This is a genomic window from Angelakisella massiliensis, from assembly GCF_900104675.1.
GTDB classification, from domain to species: domain Bacteria; phylum Bacillota; class Clostridia; order Oscillospirales; family Ruminococcaceae; genus Angelakisella; species Angelakisella massiliensis.
Genome location: NZ_LT629945.1, coordinates 404167 through 422971 on the forward strand (window position 1 = coordinate 404167; position 18805 = coordinate 422971).

14 protein-coding genes are annotated in these 18805 nt (G+C 44.9%); 3 read left to right on the forward strand and 11 right to left on the reverse strand.

Features of this window, described 5'->3' with window-relative positions:
* Window positions 1-42: 42 nt before the first annotated feature.
* The 3 genes from BQ5383_RS07140 (at window position 43) to BQ5383_RS07150 (ending at window position 2389) form a co-directional block, all read left to right on the forward strand.
* Window positions 43-810 (forward strand): class I SAM-dependent methyltransferase, encoded by a 768-nt coding sequence (locus BQ5383_RS07140; protein WP_004010385.1) that lies wholly within the window; start codon window positions 43-45, stop codon window positions 808-810.
* A gap of 902 nt (window positions 811-1712) precedes the next feature.
* Complete coding sequence (locus BQ5383_RS07145) at window positions 1713-2030, forward strand: helix-turn-helix domain-containing protein (RefSeq protein WP_071430711.1); 318 nt, start codon at window positions 1713-1715, stop codon at window positions 2028-2030.
* Between the two features lie 131 nt (window positions 2031-2161).
* Window positions 2162-2389 carry a sporulation initiation factor Spo0A C-terminal domain-containing protein gene (locus BQ5383_RS07150; RefSeq protein WP_071430713.1) on the forward strand — a complete coding sequence of 76 codons (228 nt, stop codon included), beginning with the start codon at window positions 2162-2164 and terminating at the stop codon, window positions 2387-2389.
* Between the two features lie 64 nt (window positions 2390-2453).
* Here BQ5383_RS07150 and BQ5383_RS07155 read toward each other — a convergent pair whose 3' ends face one another.
* The 11 genes from BQ5383_RS07155 to BQ5383_RS07200 form a co-directional block, all read right to left on the reverse strand.
* A complete protein-coding gene (locus tag BQ5383_RS07155) occupies window positions 2454-2693 on the reverse strand; it encodes a hypothetical protein (protein WP_071430715.1) in 240 nt (79 codons plus the stop codon).
* A gap of 12 nt (window positions 2694-2705) precedes the next feature.
* Entirely contained in the window at window positions 2706-3674 is a 969-nt protein-coding gene (locus tag BQ5383_RS07160) for a hypothetical protein (protein WP_071430717.1), read from the reverse strand.
* A gap of 20 nt (window positions 3675-3694) precedes the next feature.
* Entirely contained in the window at window positions 3695-4354 is a 660-nt protein-coding gene (locus BQ5383_RS07165; RefSeq protein ID WP_083389885.1) for an SIMPL domain-containing protein, read from the reverse strand.
* Window positions 4355-4356: 2 nt separating this feature from the next.
* Window positions 4357-4533 carry a hypothetical protein gene (locus BQ5383_RS21065; protein WP_172724600.1) on the reverse strand — a complete coding sequence of 59 codons (177 nt, stop codon included), beginning with the start codon at window positions 4531-4533 and terminating at the stop codon, window positions 4357-4359.
* A 70-nt stretch (window positions 4534-4603) separates the two neighbouring features.
* Window positions 4604-5728 (reverse strand): cysteine desulfurase family protein, encoded by a 1125-nt coding sequence (locus tag BQ5383_RS07170; RefSeq protein WP_235821954.1) that lies wholly within the window; start codon window positions 5726-5728, stop codon window positions 4604-4606.
* Between the two features lie 9 nt (window positions 5729-5737).
* Window positions 5738-5935 carry a hypothetical protein gene (locus tag BQ5383_RS07175; RefSeq protein ID WP_071430723.1) on the reverse strand — a complete coding sequence of 66 codons (198 nt, stop codon included), beginning with the start codon at window positions 5933-5935 and terminating at the stop codon, window positions 5738-5740.
* On the reverse strand, window positions 5925-7376 hold the full coding sequence (gene brxL, locus BQ5383_RS07180) for a BREX system Lon protease-like protein BrxL (RefSeq protein ID WP_076944459.1): 1452 nt from the start codon (window positions 7374-7376) through the stop codon (window positions 5925-5927). The genes BQ5383_RS07175 and brxL overlap by 11 nt, the downstream gene beginning before the upstream one ends.
* A 12-nt stretch (window positions 7377-7388) precedes the next feature.
* Entirely contained in the window at window positions 7389-9719 is a 2331-nt protein-coding gene (gene pglZ, locus BQ5383_RS07185; protein ID WP_071430725.1) for a BREX-4 system phosphatase PglZ, read from the reverse strand.
* Between the two features lie 11 nt (window positions 9720-9730).
* Complete coding sequence (locus BQ5383_RS07190) at window positions 9731-13936, reverse strand: hypothetical protein (RefSeq protein ID WP_071430727.1); 4206 nt, start codon at window positions 13934-13936, stop codon at window positions 9731-9733.
* A gap of 13 nt (window positions 13937-13949) precedes the next feature.
* A complete protein-coding gene (locus BQ5383_RS07195; protein WP_071430729.1) occupies window positions 13950-16310 on the reverse strand; it encodes a phosphoadenosine phosphosulfate reductase domain-containing protein in 2361 nt (786 codons plus the stop codon).
* A gap of 96 nt (window positions 16311-16406) precedes the next feature.
* Entirely contained in the window at window positions 16407-18800 is a 2394-nt protein-coding gene (locus tag BQ5383_RS07200) for a hypothetical protein (protein WP_071430731.1), read from the reverse strand.
* Window positions 18801-18805: the final 5 nt, after the last annotated feature.

Genomic DNA, 18805 nt, shown 5'->3' on the forward strand with positions numbered 1-18805 from the left:
AATCGTCAAGACGGCAACAATCAGAAGTTATGGAGGGTAACAATGGAATATCGTAAGGAAGATTTAATGGAAGCAAAAAAGCAAATTTTGGGAGTGGGAGAGAACATGGGAACAGAGGAAAGTAAAAAAATCTGGGAGGAGAACGCACAATTTTGGGATAATGCAATGGGTGACGAATCTAATGAATTTCACAGAGAGGTAGTGCGTCCCAAAGTAACGGAACTTCTATCTCCTAATCCTGCGGATTATATTTTGGATATTGCGTGTGGCAATGGAAATTATTCTTCGTATCTTGCACAAAGAGGCGCTTCGGTTGTCGCTTTTGATTACAGCAAAAAAATGATAGAATTGGCTAAAAGACGGCAATCACAATATGCAAAACAAATTGAATTTTGTGTGGCGGATGCGACCAATAGAAAAAGTATATTAGAATTAAAAAGAAATCGAGCCTTTACGAAAGCAGTTTCTAATATGGCAATTATGGATATTACGGATATTGAACCACTTCTTATGGCTGTTTATGAACTGTTGCAGGAAAGCGGAATTTTTGTCTTTGCAACGCAACACCCTTGTTTTGTCACGTTGACTGAAAAATATATGACACCGCACAGTTACTATGATATAGCGATTGAAGGGCAACCGAAAGAGCAGATTTATTATCATCGTTCCATACAAGATATTTTTAACCTTTGTTTTAGAGCTGGATTTGTCATTGATGGATTTTATGAAGAATGTTTCAAAACCAACAAAGAAATTCCTATGGTAATGATAGTAAGGCTTAAGAAGGTAAAACGTGATACCTTACAATAAATTCAAGTTTGTCGGGTAAATAGCAAAGCCAGCCGAGCCAGCGGGCGGTCAAGATGAACGGGCTTCGCCCACCGTTGACAGCCCCGCCCGGTTTCGCAGTTAGGCAGTCAAGGAGCGACAGCAAGGAGTGCTGCCGCCCCGCACTATTATTCAGAGAGGGGGAATTTCCATGACAGACCAGAAAGCCTATCAAGAATATATCCAGCGCAGGTACAACGCCTCTTGCAAGGCTGTTATCCGCTGTGCCTGACAGCGTCCGTCCGTGCCGGAATTATGTAGAGCTCCACATAATTCTGTTGTATTTCCCAGCCTTTTGTGATACTATTTTGATACTAATAAACTTTACAGCCGAAAATAGCAGGTGGAATATTAACATATTTGCGAAAGTTTTTCCTGCGAAATCACCTCAAATACACCCTACTATATCTGAATTTGCCGAGAGTGAATGCTTTCGAGGAATTTTGTGATTACTGCTTTCCCTGCGACCAAACCGAAGAAGAGTCCTCCTATATGGCTGGGAATTTCTGTTCTTTGGCACCAGTATCGATGCGGTGGAGACTACAAGGCATTCGGGCATCGGGGCGGATCGTGTTGTAAACTATTACTGCGGCAGCGCCAGGACAGCTCGACCATGAGGTCTTGCGTGAAGCCATCTGCACTGTTCGAGTCAGTGCGCCGCTGGATGCAGATTGAAAAAAACGATTGATTGGTGCGTGCTATCAAAAGCGCAGTCAATCAATACTGCCTTACCTGATACTCGATTTTTCTATCTTTGCTGAAAGTTATCCGCGTAAACAGTTCTTTAGAATTATACCTCGTTCTTTGGATTCTGTATGAATCAGGCCATCACCACTATACTATTCTTTAGAACAAAAGCGAGTTCTAAAGGAGGCGGTGGCAGGATGGATGCAAGAGCAGTTGGACAAAGAATCAAGGCTGCAAGGGAGAAAAAGAACATGACACAAGAAGATCTTGCCGCCTGCATTGACATTAGCCCGACCCATGTGAGCGTGATTGAACGCGGAACCAAGATTCCGAGGATGGACACTTTCGTAGCGATTGCAAATGTGCTTGGCGTATCTGCGGATGACCTTCTGGTGGATGTGGTGGATCGAGCGACTGCCGGAGTTGCTTCGGAGCTTTCTGCCGCCATCGAGGCGCTCCCTCACGAAGAAAGGATGCGGGTCTTAAAAGTAGTGTCTGTATTGGTAGATAGATGAGTGTGGAAGAGCTTTCGGCTCTTCCACGCTTTTTCTTTTTCCTCTGTCAAAATGTGAGTGATTTCGATATTCTTATGATGTTATACTTGCGCCAAAGAACAAGAGAAAAGTCTAAAGACGGAGGAATATCCATGAAAAACTTTGAAGAGATTATTGCGAAAATTGCCAGGGAGAACGGAACCACGCCAGAAAATGTACTCCGTGAAATGCAGTTGGCTATTGATCATGCTTACGATCACCATGACAAGGAGGCGCAAAAGTTATGGGATATGATGTCATTCAAAAGCGACAGACCGACACCGGAAGAGTTCATCTTTCAGGTGGCAATGATGCTGGATAAAAACGGATCATTACATTAAATTGGATGCTCTGACCATGTTGTAGCGGGTTTCCCTCTGCTATCTTCTCGGTGGCTTTATAGCCTTAGTCATTGAACAAGGCATCGTATTCCTTAATTCGATCTATCCAATCCAGTTCCCTTTGCCGCTTTGCATTATCATCTATGACAATCGCCTCGGGATAAACCTTCAGGATTGCCTCCTTCATCTTGCGCTGTTCCGCCTTTGTGGTAGGAATCCGTTTCTTGCCGCCATACCAGGTTTTCTTCAGCTTTTGCGTCACATCGAAGGCCGGCGCAGGAGCCTTTTTCTTTTTTCCAAACATCAATGCACCTCATCAATCCATGCTGCCATCGCCTTTGTTACCTCCAAACTCGCAGCCGTATTGATGACCGTGGCCATAGTACCATCGTCCATAGCGATACCCATAGTGGGGAGGGCAGTTGGCGCAGTCCCCGTTACAATGTCCGTTATGCTGGTGTCGTTCGCTGTGCCGGGAAACTGCATTGATTCCGGCAATCGCAGCGAATAGCGTTCCCCAAAAGCCCAATCGAGGTGCTGCGGATTCCTGATAAGATATGTCCTCGTAGATGGGCTCATTGTGAAGTTCCAGATGATGCTTTTTCGCAATCTTCAAATATGTATCGTCTGGGAGTACATCATACAACTCCTCAGCTTGATTGGCATCAAATGTCCCTTGGGCGGTCAGCGACATTTTTTCAATGAGGGATTCCGAAATTCCAAAATCGAGCCACTCCATGATTTGCTGCGGAGCGAACCGCACCTTGCCCTGTAACGATTTCTCAATCAGAGTCTCGATAGTTGCCTGGTCAAGATAATCCCTCAAAATATCAAGCTGCTCAGCGTCAAAGCATCCCGTGACTTTCATTACCATCGTTTTGAAGGTCTCTTCATCTGCGCAGTCAACCAACTCCATAATCGTTGCCGGTGCATATTGGTCGCTCGTAGCCTTTTTCAGAAGTGTCTGGAATACTTCATCATCCATGCAGCCGGTGAGGGTATCCAACGCTTCATCGGAAAGTGTTCCTTGGACGGAGGAAACGACACGCTTCATCGTCGCTGTATCCACGCAGCAATTCAAATCCTCAATATTCTCGACTTGAAAGGTGACACCGGCATCCAAGGCTCTGTTTATCAGCCGACTTGCGGCCTTTTCATCACACAATTCCATAGCTACTTCGGTGACTTCAGCCGGGGAGCCATAGGAGGTGAGGGCGGAAAGCCGTCGAATCTGTGTACTCGTCGCCCAGTCATAGAACTTTTCGTAATATTCATCCCAAGTCATTTCCGCACCTCACATTCTGATTATCGAATCTCCCAGACGAAAGTGGCTGTGTCGCTTACATCAATGTCATCCGGTTCGATGTCCATATCGGCCATGGCTCCCATCGGCATCGCCAAGCACTTTTCATCAAGCATATATTCAGTGCGTGAGACAACATTGAGTTCGCCCCAATTATAGTCGATGGCGAGCAGATCTCCCAGCGCCACATTCGAGGCTTCGCAAAGAATTTCCGCTTTTTCCCGTGCGTTGATCGTTGCGGATTTCAAAAGCTTCTTGTTGACCGCAGACGGGTCTTTTACTGTGAAGGCGATGGACAGCTCTGGTTTGGCAAGACATTTTGAGATTGCGGAAAGGGACTGCGCCAGCCGCCTTGTGTCGAAATCAAATTCAACTTTGAGCCGGTGATTGCAGATATATCCGTTGAATACGCTTTTATAGTTGCCGTTTCTGTCTTTTACTCGTTCATAGTCTGTGCGAACATTGAAATTCACGGTTTTTACAGACTTCTTCTTAAATCCGACAGATTCCAGCGCCTTGTTTAGATAGTCAATCTGGAGTGCGGCCTGTTCCATCGCTTTTTCGTAGTTCGTATCCTGCGCTTCAAGGCTCATGGAGATGACGATGTAATCCGGCGGAGTGGAGACTCTGCCAACTCCTTTTACGGTTATCGTCCTTGACATCATCACACCTCTTTTCTGTTTTCCTTGTCACGCTCTGCTTTCCACCGTTCAAATTTCTCAACATTCTTGGGGTCGGAATAGAACTCCCTGCAAGATTGCAGCAGTGTACGGCAGAGGGCTTTCATTTCATATTCTGGGATTTGGCTAAAATCAATCAGGGGTTGTTCTTCGCTCATCATGACACCACCTTACAGGGACTTCATCACATCCAGCAAGTGCTGATGATTGTTATCGTATTCAATAGAAGCTCTACTTCAAAATTCGCAAAAGTGCATCAACGATTTCGTCGATATCGCCTTCTGTATTGTTCTTTCCTAACGACAATCGTATTGTTCCCTTTGCCAGTTCTGGCTCCAGTTTAATCGCCTGCAACACATGGGATATTTGTGTTTCTCTGCTATTGCAGGCTGAACCAGTAGAGACACAGATTCCCATCAAATCCAATCGGTGCAAGAGGGCTTCACCACTGTAGCCGGGGAAAGAGAGACTGATGTTCCCGGGGATATGTGCTGCGCTCCCATTTCTGGAAAATCGTACATTCGCATCTGACAAGCCCATGATTAGTTTGGTTTCCAGCCGAGTTAAATGCTCCGCTGTATCTTTCAGTCCATCTACACATTTTTTTAATGCAGCCGCCATACCTACAATAGATGCGATATTCTCTGTGCCCGCCCTCATGTGGTTTTCCTGACTGCCGCCACTTGCGTATGGAGCCAGCGGCGTCCCTTTTCGGACATACAGGAAGCCGATACCTTTGGGACCATGGAATTTGTGGGCGGAAGCAGAAAGCATATCTACACCAAGATCGTTCACATCTATTTTGATATGTCCAACCGCCTGAACAGCATCGGTATGAAACATTGCGCCAACGGAATGAGCAATGGCAGCTAACGCTGGAATGTCCTGAATGGAGCCTATCTCGTTGTTGGCGGCCATAATAGAAACCAGCCGAGTATCCGGTGCAATGTGTTCTGACAGCGTTGCGGTATTTACTTTGCCGGTAGAATCTACCGGCAGATAAAAAACGGGATAGCCCATTCTTTCAATATCAGCGCACGGACGCAAAATCGCATGGTGCTCAATGGCTGATGTTATAAATCCGTGTTTTTCCGGGTCGAGAAATGCAGTTCCCTTTATTGCCCAGTTGTTGCTTTCCGTACCACCTGAAGTGAAAAATATTTCGTCAGGTTGAGCGCCAATACACTGGGCAATGATTTCCCTCGATTCCCGCAGAGCTTTTTTGGGCGCTCTCGCAAATGAATAGGGCTGCGAAGCGTTTCCGTATTCTTCTAAAAGATATGGTTGCATCGCCTCAAACGCATCAATATCCAGTTGTGTTGTGGCTGCATTATCCGCATAGATAAAACGCTTCACAATCCCACCTCATTCAAATAATTTACAGCCTTCCTCTTTGAACTCCTCGATTTTATCAAGCAATTCCTCAACAGTACACCCAAGATATTCGGCAAGGCAATCCATACAGTAGAAATTCTCCATGTCTTCGCCCAATAGTTTTTTGTTAATACCGATGGTGTTCTTGTTAAGATTATTTTTACCGCAGATGATACAATCAATTTTCATAAGGAATCTCCTTCAGCGAGAAAGAAGGCACATCCTTACCCTTGAACTCCACATCGAGAATCCCAAGCTGCCGTTTGATGATTTTACGCATACGGACAGCAGGACGAAGGCAATATTGCTGGAATCCCTTTGGATTGATGTCCCGTGCGCTCCGCACATTCGGGAACAACAGCTTCAAATATGCTGTTGCAATGCGCTTTACGGCCTCCGTGTCACGGGTATCTGCCCTATCAGGAACATCAATAATTTGATCAACAATCGCTCTATAACTCACATCATTGCGAAGCTCGTGCAAAATGGTGCAGAAGTATTCTGAATTTAACGCCCAGCCGGACAGCTTCAAATCATCATTCATTCTTGGTATATCCCAACCCTTGATGAAACCATGGATTCGGTCTACCAATGCACTTTCTTGAAATAGTGAGGGCAGCTCGGAGAACATATTCTGCCACTCATCCATATTATCCTGTGCGATGTTACCCAGGAAGATGATGCCTGCATCAGATTTCCCCTCGTAGCCACCGATGTTAAACTGTCCATACTCCATATATCCCTGCATGATAGAGCGCATTTCGTTCACATCGCCAAACTGCACCAACTTTACCTCATCTATTGCGATAAAGTCGTGGCCGGTAACAAAGCCGGGAGTCTTCCGAGCGGTATCATAAAACATTTTTGCCCGAGTTACCTTTCCGCCATCTGTTAGAAGACCATATTTACTCACATGGCCAAATACATAGGACTTGCCAGTTCCTTTGGGTGCAAGCTCTATCAGATTGAGGCGTTTCTCCACAAAGGGAAGAATGCGTGTCAGCATGGAAAGCTTTTGTTCCTCACTTTCATACCCGCCCGCATTGTAATCTATGGCCCCTAACAGCACATCAATCCACTCGGAAGTTGTAAATTCATTCCGAACATCCTTGTAATAATCAAGGTCAATAGTATAAGGGCAGAAATTTGTAAATCCAGTAAGGCGAATTTTCCCTGGAATTTTAGGCTTCGCAGTGTCATCCGGGGGTCGATAGCCGAGCTCGACCACACCCCAGACCTCCTGCCCACTGATAAGCTCTCCACGATACTGATCCCATGTAGACACATCAATCATGGTTTCTTTATTTGTCAAACCGAAGTCGGGCAATGAAAAGGTGATTTCTCCGGTTTTTATGCTTATATCGACAGAAATCTTGGTCAGGAGTTTGACACGCTCGTTATCGTTAATGATTCTATCTTTGATTCTGACCCATTCTTCTTTATTCGGAAGATAGGTGCGGATAAAATCCGTAAGTTCGTCTATGTCCAGATTACCTTCATCATCAGCAAACTTTTTGAGCAGCCAGTCTCTCAAAAACGATGGCAGACCTAACGCAGAAAAGAAGTTGCTTTTCTTCAAATCCTTGTAGACGACCATTTCATCGAAACAATCCCGAAGTTTTTCGGTCACGAGTATCCCTCCTTACAGAATGTTCTTTTCGCTGCCGCTTTCTTTTTTCACTCGAAGTGGCAGGCCAGTGGCAACAGGCATTCCACCGGCAAATACATCTACGCTGTATGTCTTGGCACGACGAATTTCAGTCATTTCCTCAACAACATAGAAATTATCAGCAGTCGGTTTTGCTTCGTAGGTATGACCGTCTATTACGACGCTGACATCCACCAACTTTTCCGTAGAAAATACTTTAATGGCAGCTTTCTTGCGGAAACTAACGAAAATTTCGGGGATACCCGTAAATGTTGCAGTTGAATCAATCGGCATTATTTTAACTTCAACGGCATCGTTAAGATACGAAATCTCGATAATCGGTACGGTAACTTCCTCCAATGTTGCGCCGCCATGAACCTCAACATTCGCTTTCCGGCTTCCCTTAAAACGGTCATAATTGGCAAGCGCCCAGAAATCTTCCGCATCCGTGGCACTGTCCGGCCTCTCATCGACCTCACTTTTCGGACAACATCTCCCAGAGTGCTTCCCGCTTGATTGCATTTCCCATAGATTTTCGGTTCCGTGAATTACAGCAAGCCGACTGGCACCATGGTCTGCAATTAAGATGGCCTTTTGATAGTCGCCGTTTGTGAGGTTTGTTTTGATTTTCTTCAGGAGTTCATCAATCAGCTCCAGTTCACGAATCAAATGAATCGGGAGCTTACGATCCTCTCGACTATAATCATAGCCTTCCTCACCGTGATGCTTGATTTTATCTATCTTATCAACAGAGATGATGGGGAATCGATCTGTGGATAGGACATCCCAAAATTCCTTGTTCCGACTGGTGATGGATGGAAGCTCACATCTGCACACAGTAACTTTCGCCATGAGTTTAAGTGCATGACATCTGGACATGATATAGCCAAGATACTCCACGCCCATTGCATCTGTAAAATAAGTCTGGGTATCCGTTACATCAATTCCTTCTATCACAGAACTGCGTGGCGGGAGAATTCTGTTATAATCCCGATCGACTGCTTGCTTTTCGACAAGTGTCATGAAGTCCGGGAAAATCTTATTGACAACCTTCTGATATTTGTACTCCTGGAAATAGTTATCAAGCAGTTCACTTTTGAAATGGTACGCTGTCAGATACGCCCGAAGATCAGGATAAATTCGCTCCAATATATCAAGAAGTTCTGCTCTCCCGAAGTCCTCACTGTATCTATCCAACAGCTTGAAAATAAGCTCCTTTTCCTGAAGGGTATTGTCTGTCAGGTAGCAGAGCGCATATTTCCCCTTGCTTTGGACTATCTTGCAAAATCCACTGACCTCATCAAGTGGGTTTTCAATGGAATTCAAAAGGTCTTTTCTTTGTCTATATTGGGAAATAAAGTCTTTGTCGGTCGGATCTTCCTCTAAGATAGTACGATACAAGCTGTGAATCAGCCCGGATGGGGAAGTAGCCGTTTCTATTGCCTTGTTGAAGTAGGAGTTGTTTCCCGCATGGAACAGTTTGAGCCCGATAAAGTACAACCAAAGCCATTTCTTGTTAGAAGCTTTTTGTTTGTAAGTAGAGATAACAATATCCAAATTGTTGACGCTCCCTATTTGGGCGGAAATCAACTGTTGCCAAGAAGAATATTTCCGAAACTCTGTCAAAGCATACTGCCAGTTCTCTTCATCTCCGTAACTTTCTGGCAGTACAGATGTCATTGCGTCCAAATGACACAATACTTCATAAGGATTCTTCAAATCTGAGATCGTATAGAGCGAAAACGGATACTGATCCTTGCTTTTTGCAGTCTCGATGTATAGAATCTCTGCTGCGGCTGATTCCACCGCCTTGGCCATGCCTCGAAGCCCTTTTACCAGCGCACTTGCGTCCGTAGGTTGAATGCCCTCTGCGGTAAAAATCAGCTTAGGACGAGCGGATGGTATCCCCTCTAAAACGCAAATTCTGCTATCAAGGCGCCTGTCATTTTTAATAAGGGTATGCAAGTATTCCACACATTGAAAGGTGAGGATAACTGCATGGCCCTCAGTGCTCATAGATAGAAGTTCTTTTAATTCTTGCACCAAGGCCTTTTCGCCTTTTAACTTGAGGAAGCTCGTGATCTCACTGACAAAAAAGTTGGTATTCTCATGAGCAAGGCGTTCAAGAATGTTGGGGATGACAGGGAATTCATCAGGTTTGCAAAACGCCGCATCAGAGGCACAAAGAAAGACATTTTGGGGCAATTGATAGTGGAGCATGATGGCTTCCAAATCTGCCTTGTTTTGAACATCTACGATAAGAGGCTCGACATTATCTTTCTTCAGATAGCGGTCAATTTTTTTAATGACTTCTTGGATGGTCATTTTGCACCTCCTCAGTTCCCTTTGATAATCTCCATGCCAACAACCATGTTATCCCGAATGAGGTCCTTTAGATACTTCTTCACATCAGCAATATCCATCTCATCGATCTTGGCGAGGGCACGTTCACAACCACCCTGGTTATATTTCGCCTCTGCCATTTGACGAAGCTTCTTTTCAATTTCGGGAAGGCCGAACCACTCAAACGGCTCTGCTGTGATGTGAGAGTCAAGGTAATCTTTCACTTCCTGAATATTTAGAAGCATAACCGCATAGTTTCCGATGATACTGTCTCTAAACGCTTTGTCCAAAGCGGCACTATCATCCAGAAGGTCAAAGAATTTTGCAGACGCAAAATATTCCATGGCACGGTCGATTGCCTGTTCATCCGCTTTGGCACGGTTGACAGCTCCAAATGCAGCTTTTGCTTTTGCAACCTCGTTGTCAGGGATAAGACACAGAATAGGCATCTTGTGTTTTTTCGACCAGTCACGAGGAGAGTCAGTCCCAGTTTTCTCTCTCCACAGTTTCTTTAACTGTGTGTTTTTCTGGCCTTCCTTATAGGCCCCAACCTTCGCTTCAACCTGATTCAGATAGTCTGCTTTTTCGTAGGTGAATGAGCCAGCAGGCATCGTGTCAAACACATCCTTGATTTCGTCTTCTGAAAGCCCATCAAGATAGTATCCGCACACACGGTTGAACAGATCAACCTGGTTGTTGTAGAAGTTGCGGAATGCGCTTCCGTTTGCCTGAACAAGTTCCAGGAAAGACTGCTTCTGGGAATCCAGCAGCGTTCCTGCTTTTTTCAGGTTATAGAGCATTCCGAGGAATGGCCCAAGTTCATCAAGATAATTTTTTGCAGCTGCATAGGAGATGCGAATATATCCGCACTTGTCACACCACTCCCGTATGGTCGCATCATAGGAGATGCTTTTGGAGATAATCTTATTGCTTTCTACAATGATTTGATACTCCAGAATAACCTCACGGATTTTCTGCTGTGCGGTTTCGACATTCCAAACCCAATTCGCCGCATCCGCATCAAACTTCCTGCGGAGAACATTGAGGTATTGACCGCCATCGCCAACTGTTTTAGCAAGAGAGACAAGCGTACCATTTTCAAAGGTTTCAAGGTAGGCAGCCATACCCTGGGTACACTTTTCCTTGGTCAAAATCGTTTGCAAATCTTTTGCGGCATCTGGATTGGAAAGGGCAAGATTTCCGATTGCCATGGCAATATCGCTATCGCTCTTCGCTGTACCCATGTTATTGCTGTTGGCAATTCCACAAAAAGAATCAATGATTTCGGACAACACGGAGGTTTCCGTCTGAAGCGATTCTTTGTCCAGAATATACTTCAAAGTCCAAATCGGGAAGGAGAATTCCTTCATCTTGTTGCGGATGCGTTCTCTGGTGTTTGGAACCGAAGTACACATATTAAGCGGAATCCCAAATGCCACAGAAGTAATTTCGTTAAAAGCCTTCTCTGCGGGGGTCATCGCAACGATATATTTATCCTTATAGCGAGGATTCGGCGTGATTTCAAGGCGAATAACTTCGTCAATCATTTCCTTGAGTTTGCCAACATTCAAAATGTCGTTGGTAAGCCCATCGCTCCAGCTATATGTCCCAGAGGCGTATTCCTTCAGCACAAAGCCCATAATAAATGCAGACAGATTACAGGGCATAAAACCATAAGGTGCCGCCTTCAAAACGTCATAGATTTGCTTGATAGATACACGGCCACCACCGTTCTGGAAGCCATCGTTTACAATTTCATCAACACACAGCTTGATTTTGGAAATCAAGAGATGAGGCTTGGAAAGCCAGTATTCGGGAACCTTCCATGCGCCGTCAAGAGCGATTTCCAACTTTGTGGCGGGACTGCCGGACAGGAAGGTACCAGCTGTTTTCTCATTGAATGCGCACTCAACACCTTGCTTCAAGCTGCTCGGTGTATACATATTGGCAATGACATTGTAAGAGCCCTCAAGGCAGGACACGAACTTTTTCTTGTTGATTTCTGCAAGAAGGCCGTACAGAGCGTCCAGCGTAGTAGCACGTTCCCCATCCGGCTTATCTGCGGTGTGAACCATAAACTCACCGCCTGCAATGCGGGTTTTCCATTTCTTCAGAGAATCTTTTGCATTGTTGGCATATTGAGTAACTAATGCAGGGTCTTTTCCTTGCTGGGACATAGATAACGCCATATCGTGACGATACACGCCATAGCCATCCGCACCAAACGGAGTACGGCTGGCATCAATGAAAATCATGTTGTAGGTGCCAGCAGCAAGGGCGTCATGTATTTTCTTGCCCAGAACCACACTTTCTGCATCATCTTTCGCAAAGCATACAACAGCAACGATCTTATTTGCATACTTTTCTTCCGTGTTGCGAAGCTGCTTGATTGTAGAATCAAAGTCGGAAGACGAAACATAGCGCAGTTCATAGCGAAGCTTCAAAGCTCCACCAAGGCTGATTGCATCCACGATACGAGTTCTGTCAGCAAGTTCCTCTGTGATAAAAGCCGAGGTGCTCTTGCGGTCGATCTGTTCCTCAAAAGGTGTTACATCAATTTCGTTTTCATGGTTGTAAGCAGCATACTGGAATTTTCCACCGCCAAGGGACTTGGAGAACAACACCTTTTCTCGAACAAGCTGATCCGCACATCTCGCTGCGGAGCCTTCCATATCAGTCCCTTCAAAAGCGTTGTCAAGGTTCTTTTCGTTGGGAATAAACAGCTCAACAGAGTCGCCGGCATATTGAGAAATTGCCTGCAACAGAAGAACCGTTTTGAGTACACGTTTTTGGTCAGAATCAAGGCGCTGATTCCCAGCACGATTGTAATAGTCCAGAATAGAGCGAATATCATGCGATAGATATTCTTTTCCCTTATCATAGAAGAATTCCCAAAGCATATCGACGGAAAGCAGCGGGTTGTCGTCCTCTGGCCCGAAATTGTCAATAAACCACTGGAACCCCTTGATTTCATCGCCACGGTCATTTTTAATAAAGTCAAACATACTGCGCTGGTTGGAATCAAACGCAGAGGAAATATGCTTGAGAAGCAGGGCGGCATAGGGATGTATCGGGAGAATATCGATCATCTCTTTGTCGGTGATCCGAGCCACCGACTTCACCAGCTTACGGGATGCCTGTGTTCTATCAGTCAGGTCGCCAAGGGCTACCTCCCAATCTGCCAAAACAACTTCGTCCTTATTCTTCTCCATGGCTGCACCCATGAGTTGGAATGCAATATTTTCAGGCAGGCTGATTAAACTGTGCGGACTGACAAAGCGTCCGTTCAGCTTGATGAAGTCCTGGTCGCGCTCATGGAACAGGCCCTGGGTCACATGGGTCACCAGCACAAAATAGAAGGGATCGGTTTCGCTGATTTCACAAAGCTCCTGAAATCCGGTGAGATTGCGGGCGTTGTTGTAGAAATATTCGGTAAACTCGTCCCACATAAAGACAATCGCCTTCAAACTGTTTGCCCGGATGACCTCACGAATCCAGTTGCCCAAATCGGTCACGCTCAGCGACAGAGCTTTTACCTGACGCTCATCGGCTACCTTGAAGATATTGTCCATAATCCTTGCCAGCGCCTCGCCGGAGAAGGTGCGCAACTTCTCAATCACCGTATCGGCGTCATCTCCGCCAAAGAGGTCAGAGTAAGTGCCAGTGATCAGTCCGTTGAAGTAGTTTTTGTTATCCTTGTCAGAGAGCCATGCAATGGTAGCATCCTTCAGCGCATTCCCGCCCTTGTTTTCAATTCCGGCATCAACAAGCGCCTTTTCAATGCTTTCCTGGATGGCAAAGACAAGATTATGGTCGCTGCGGATAGAAGCGGAACCATAGCGGTGAACGGTCAAGATACGACCGCTGGACTTCACGGCCTGGAAGCGGTTGTACAGGTCGTTGTCCATTTTATGTCTCTGGAAGTATTCACGGGTTTCTTCTTCGCTGGAATCCAGCAGCTTTTTGAGCGTGTGAACGGCATGGGATTTACCGGTTCCGTAGGCACCTTCCACCCATAGACAGAGCTTCTGCTTGCGCTCCAGGACGCTGACCGTGTTCTTCAGAAGTTTCACGAAGGTCTCGTGGGGGAAGAATTTTTTCCACACTTCCGGGTTCTTCGTGATGACCGCCTCGTTCACGGCGGGGAAATAATCCGGATCAATATTGAAATAATGACGGTATTTTTCCAACATCGGCATAGCATCTTCCTCCTTAGAACAGATTCAGCACATCCTGAGATGTCTTTTCGCTGTTGAGAGTGATATTATCCAGGTCCAGTGTAAAGCTGGCGTTGAGGAAATCTGGATAGTTGATAGTCAAACCATTCAAAATCTTTTCCATCTGATTGCGGTCAAGACCAAAAATCTCAGTAGGACTAACACCGTCACTTTCGAGGTCATGGTTTAAGAGGCGGGACAATGTAAACTGGTGGTAATCCCCGCAAGCCTCTGCAAATTTATATAAGCTGTAAAGAATGACAAGCGGATTCGGATTTTCCCAGGGGATGCGAACCACGCTATTCCAAAAACGCTTTCCGTTTTTTAGCGTGTAGTCACAGACACCCAGGCCGATTTCATTGCTTAATTGAGGAATAGAAATCAGGATGTTTTTATATGCGGAGACAATGTGTGAACGAGAATTTTTACTCATTGAGTCATCCAGCATTGCATAAATGGTATCAGGGGTGTGCGTTGTGGAAAAATCAATGTTTTTGACCCACCAATTAAACTCCGATGTGTATGTCAAATTGCAAAGAATCAATGCCCAAGCGTCGGAATTCTCTATTCCAATATTATCAATAACTTTACCAAAGGGTGCAAATTTAGATTTAGCAGTAACTTCGGCATCGTTCAAGAAGCTCTTGAGATTTTTAACCATGTTGGTTCCAAGGCTGTGAGGAGAAGTCCAAAATTCATCCTTTAATTTGAAATACGATCTAACCCAATCGAGTTCAATGCCCATATTTCCATACCTGTCAATGCTCCCCATTTTCTTTTCTCCTTTCGGCAATCGCAACGAGTTGGCTACTAAGCAACCATGGAATACATCGTGACATTTTTTGCATTTTACGCATCGGTCATCGATTGTTACATGGCCATCCTTCATAGAAATAAACCCATGCGGACAATTCGCCTCGCATACTCTACAGCCAATGCAATATGCGGTTTTTCTGAACACAGTCTTCAATTCTGACATAAAATAAATGTCTTTCTGGGTATTTTTCCCTATCACAACTGTAGCAGTTAGTCCGTTGGTATTTTCGGCAATCTCAATGTGATACAACTTATCTCTGCAAAGCACTTCGACATTACCATTCTCCAGAAAGGTTACATTGCCAATTGTTTTAATCCACTGCTTCCAATCAGTTTCTATACGGGATACTTGAATTGTAAGTACACCTTGTTCAAATGATTCATTTGTATAACTTTTGGCGAATGATAATTCTTTTCCACTTCTTCGTGCTTTCCATCCACCAATGTCCATAAACTCCTTGACGGCGCTCGGATTAGACAACTCTTTGGAGGTTGTTTCCAGAATAATGTTATTGAATGTTGTGGTTGTCCGATATCCCTCATCACTAAAGCTGTATGCTTGTTCCTTAAAATACATATTTTTCGATGTGGCTAACGGGCACACAAGACATCCTGCACGGCTATTTCCTTTTTTATAGGCATCATTTATCAAGAGTTGTCTCTCATAGATATAGGAAAACAATTCGGCGGAGTTCCATTCAAGGATTGGGTGGCAGCTATATTGTCCACGAACTTTCTCTCCGTGACTAATACCTTCGTATTCACTTCGAGAAGCACTTTCATCTCCTCGGATTCCTGTGAAGGCCATTCCCCTAAAATGAGGATTATTGGTATACTCTCTCAGTAAGATGATTTGAGGCGCAGTTTTATGCACACTACAACACCATCGCATCGTCTGCGCTGGCGGTCCAAATTCCCTCCATGTGACTTTCGGGTCGAAGTCAGACTTTGCTCTTAAAAATTCAATCTTTGCGTCTTTACAGTGCTGTTCAATCTCTTCGACTATTTTATATGTATCCGGGAATTCCATTCCCGTATCGCCAAATAGCACTTTGAATTTATTGTGCGGCAAAGCACGCTGCACCAGATCGAGGGCTACTACACTATCCTTGCCGCCACTGAACGCCACATAGAAGACATCGACCCGATCCATGTATTCAACATAAATGTTGTATATTTTCTTTATTGTTTCTGCGGCCAGTTTCTCCAACAAATCCCGGTTCTTTTCGACCATAGCGGGAATATCAACAAAGCGGAGAGGTTGTCCATCGGGCTCTGGCTCGTCCATAATCACAATTTCAGGTGGGGTATAAAGACTGCCGCCTTTGGTCTTGGCAACCTGCCGTCCCCGGTAGAAATAATTGTTGGCTTCCGCCCACATATAGGGGTAGGAGTCATTCTTTGCATAATTCCAATACCGGTCAAATCCAAGAATATCCAGTTCTTTGTAATACACCGGACGAGGTTCCTTACTGAAGGAAAGCGGTGAGCTGTTCAGCAGCAGTCCGCCCGTCTCGGCATCCCAGGTATATGAGTACATATTAGTCGGTGTCCTTCCTTTGCCTCTGTGCTTTTGCTCTGATAATGAGCGATTCTATTTCTGAGTATCTACGGCGGGCAAGATATCCATTGTCACTCAGATATTGAAGCACGGGGGCTTTTTCATCTCTATTTGATTGTTGTTGGCCAGCAGGTCAATGATCAAGTCATCAAAGCTGCCGATGCCTGCGGAACGCTTCACAATTGCACCGGCGCATTCAGTTCCATTAAAGCTGCTATGTAGGAGCAGATATTTCTGACTGTAACTTGCCACATAATGTTCCAACAAGAAGCTGTTCCAGGGAAATCCCACATAGGGGAGTGCGCCAAAGTTCGTTACTTCCGGCAAGGGAATATACTTTTCCGTACAGATTCGGTCCAGCACCTCATCTATGTCAGCAACGGGGAACTGGGCCGCTGCTTTCGATACAAATTGATCCCGGCTGATTCTCAGGCTGTTTTCGTAAACGGTATCAAAGTATATGGTCGTAGCGAGGCTATCCGCCAATCCCTGAAGCTCAGACAGCGTGAAACTATCATGACTTCTTGCATATTTTGCAAACACATCCACCATCGAGATTTCCTGACCCGAGCGGCTGATGATATTTCCTTTGAACGAAAATTTATCACCTAATTTTGCCTTTAGTGCATCCCGGAACCCATACACGGAGAGGGTGTGATTTTCCTCTATGATATAGGGATATTTTGCCCGGATTGCATCATAAAGCTCATTACCACCAATGAAATCCCTTTCGTCAATGGTCCTCTGGATGATTTCAGCAATTCCATCCAATTCTTCATCAGACAAATGGACAATACTTTCGTGGAAGTATTCGCTGCGGCCATTGTTGACGAATTCAACATTGCTGGCAAGGATCAACTTTATTTTACTCTGTGGAAGATGCGGCAGTGCAGCAAAAAGCTCATCATAAGTCGCCGGTCTTCCAAAGTTTTGCAAGCAAGAGCGAACTTCCGATAGCGGGTCCATGCTGACATCGGGCGTTTTCGATATAAAACTTCTGTTGATGAAAAATCTTCCGTTTCCGATAGAGGTCAAGTACGCTTTCAGCATATCGGCATCGTGAATATGGTAGTCCAAGAACACATCAGAAAATTCGGCAAAAATCGCTTGATAATAAATAGCTGCTTTCCCGTCTGCAAAGGCGCTCTCGATGTAATCCAGCAGTTCTTCCTTTCGATCTTCGCTCAACATGACATCTGGGAGAAAGGCTTTCCCCTCGTAAAGAATGCATAGTTGCTTGATTTTGTTGCTGATGTCATCATCAGAGTCAGTCAGCTCTGTGGCATGGGTTGCTGTGTAATACCTCTTAAATTTGCGTATCTCAAGAGGCGAATCCATACGGAATCCCTTCATGAAATATTCTCTGAGCACTTGCTCATAACCTTTATTCCTGTAAGGACTCGCAGAATCTATGTCCGCTTTTGTAGGAACAGTCTGTTGCGGCTCAGCCCCAATGAACATAAGAAACTTCTGCAAAGCCGCTCGGAAGCGATTATGCTGCCTCGCATTGTAACTCAAAAAATCCGCATCGTTTAAGAGTAAGCGAATCGTTTCCTGCGCAGCTTGCCGATCAGAAGTGTAAAGTTGCCAAGAAGGCAGTTGGTGTTCTCTTGCAAACACCTCACAATTATTTATTGCCGAAGAATAACTCCGACTGGTAGCATCGGCCATTTTCAGTGTTTCCGACAGGTATCGAGAAAAACTTCTGCTGTTTATCTCATCCGACTGTTCACTCGCAACAGATTTTGACATTGTATCGTTTGCGATATTATGTGTGTGTTGTGGCTGAAATGTCTGAGTGGCGGTGTTGGATTCCTCAACTGCTGTTTCCTCAATGCCAATACGAGAATAGAGCCCTTCTTTTATGTAGTTGTAGTAATATCGCCCTGCAGCAACAATTTTATTGATCTGCTTTCTGCGGGTTATTCTGAAGAATTTATTTTGTTCAATTGTGCGCTGAACTTTCTTTATGGTTTCGATGTCTGTTGTCTGGAACAACGGTTTTTGCAGGACTTTTATTTTCAAGCAAAAGGTTTCGATTTCAGAATAACAAATATAAAAGTCAGAAAGCTGGGCAGGAGACACTTGTTCGGCAAGATACCGCATGAAATCATCTTTAACGGTTTTTCCATCGATTATCATTGCTCTTGCCTCCTTCAGTAATTTTTGAAACTCGTCATGGGAGTCATGATACAAACTTGCAACCCCTGTAAAAAGTCTGGTAGCCGGTTTGAAAACTGTGCGTCCCAAATATGCTGACTCCATGCTTTTCATTTGAAATGAGATTCCGTTTGTATTACGATACACCGCATCAATTTCTATGCCCCGATGAACTGCCATTGCTCTTAAATCGTGAGATACTGCCTTAACTGCGTCTGAGCGTGTGAGCTCGCCTTTCATAGAGGCAAGGATCCCTTCTAACAGGATAGCGGCTTCATATTTATCCCAGGACGGTTGCCTCTCTGCCATATACA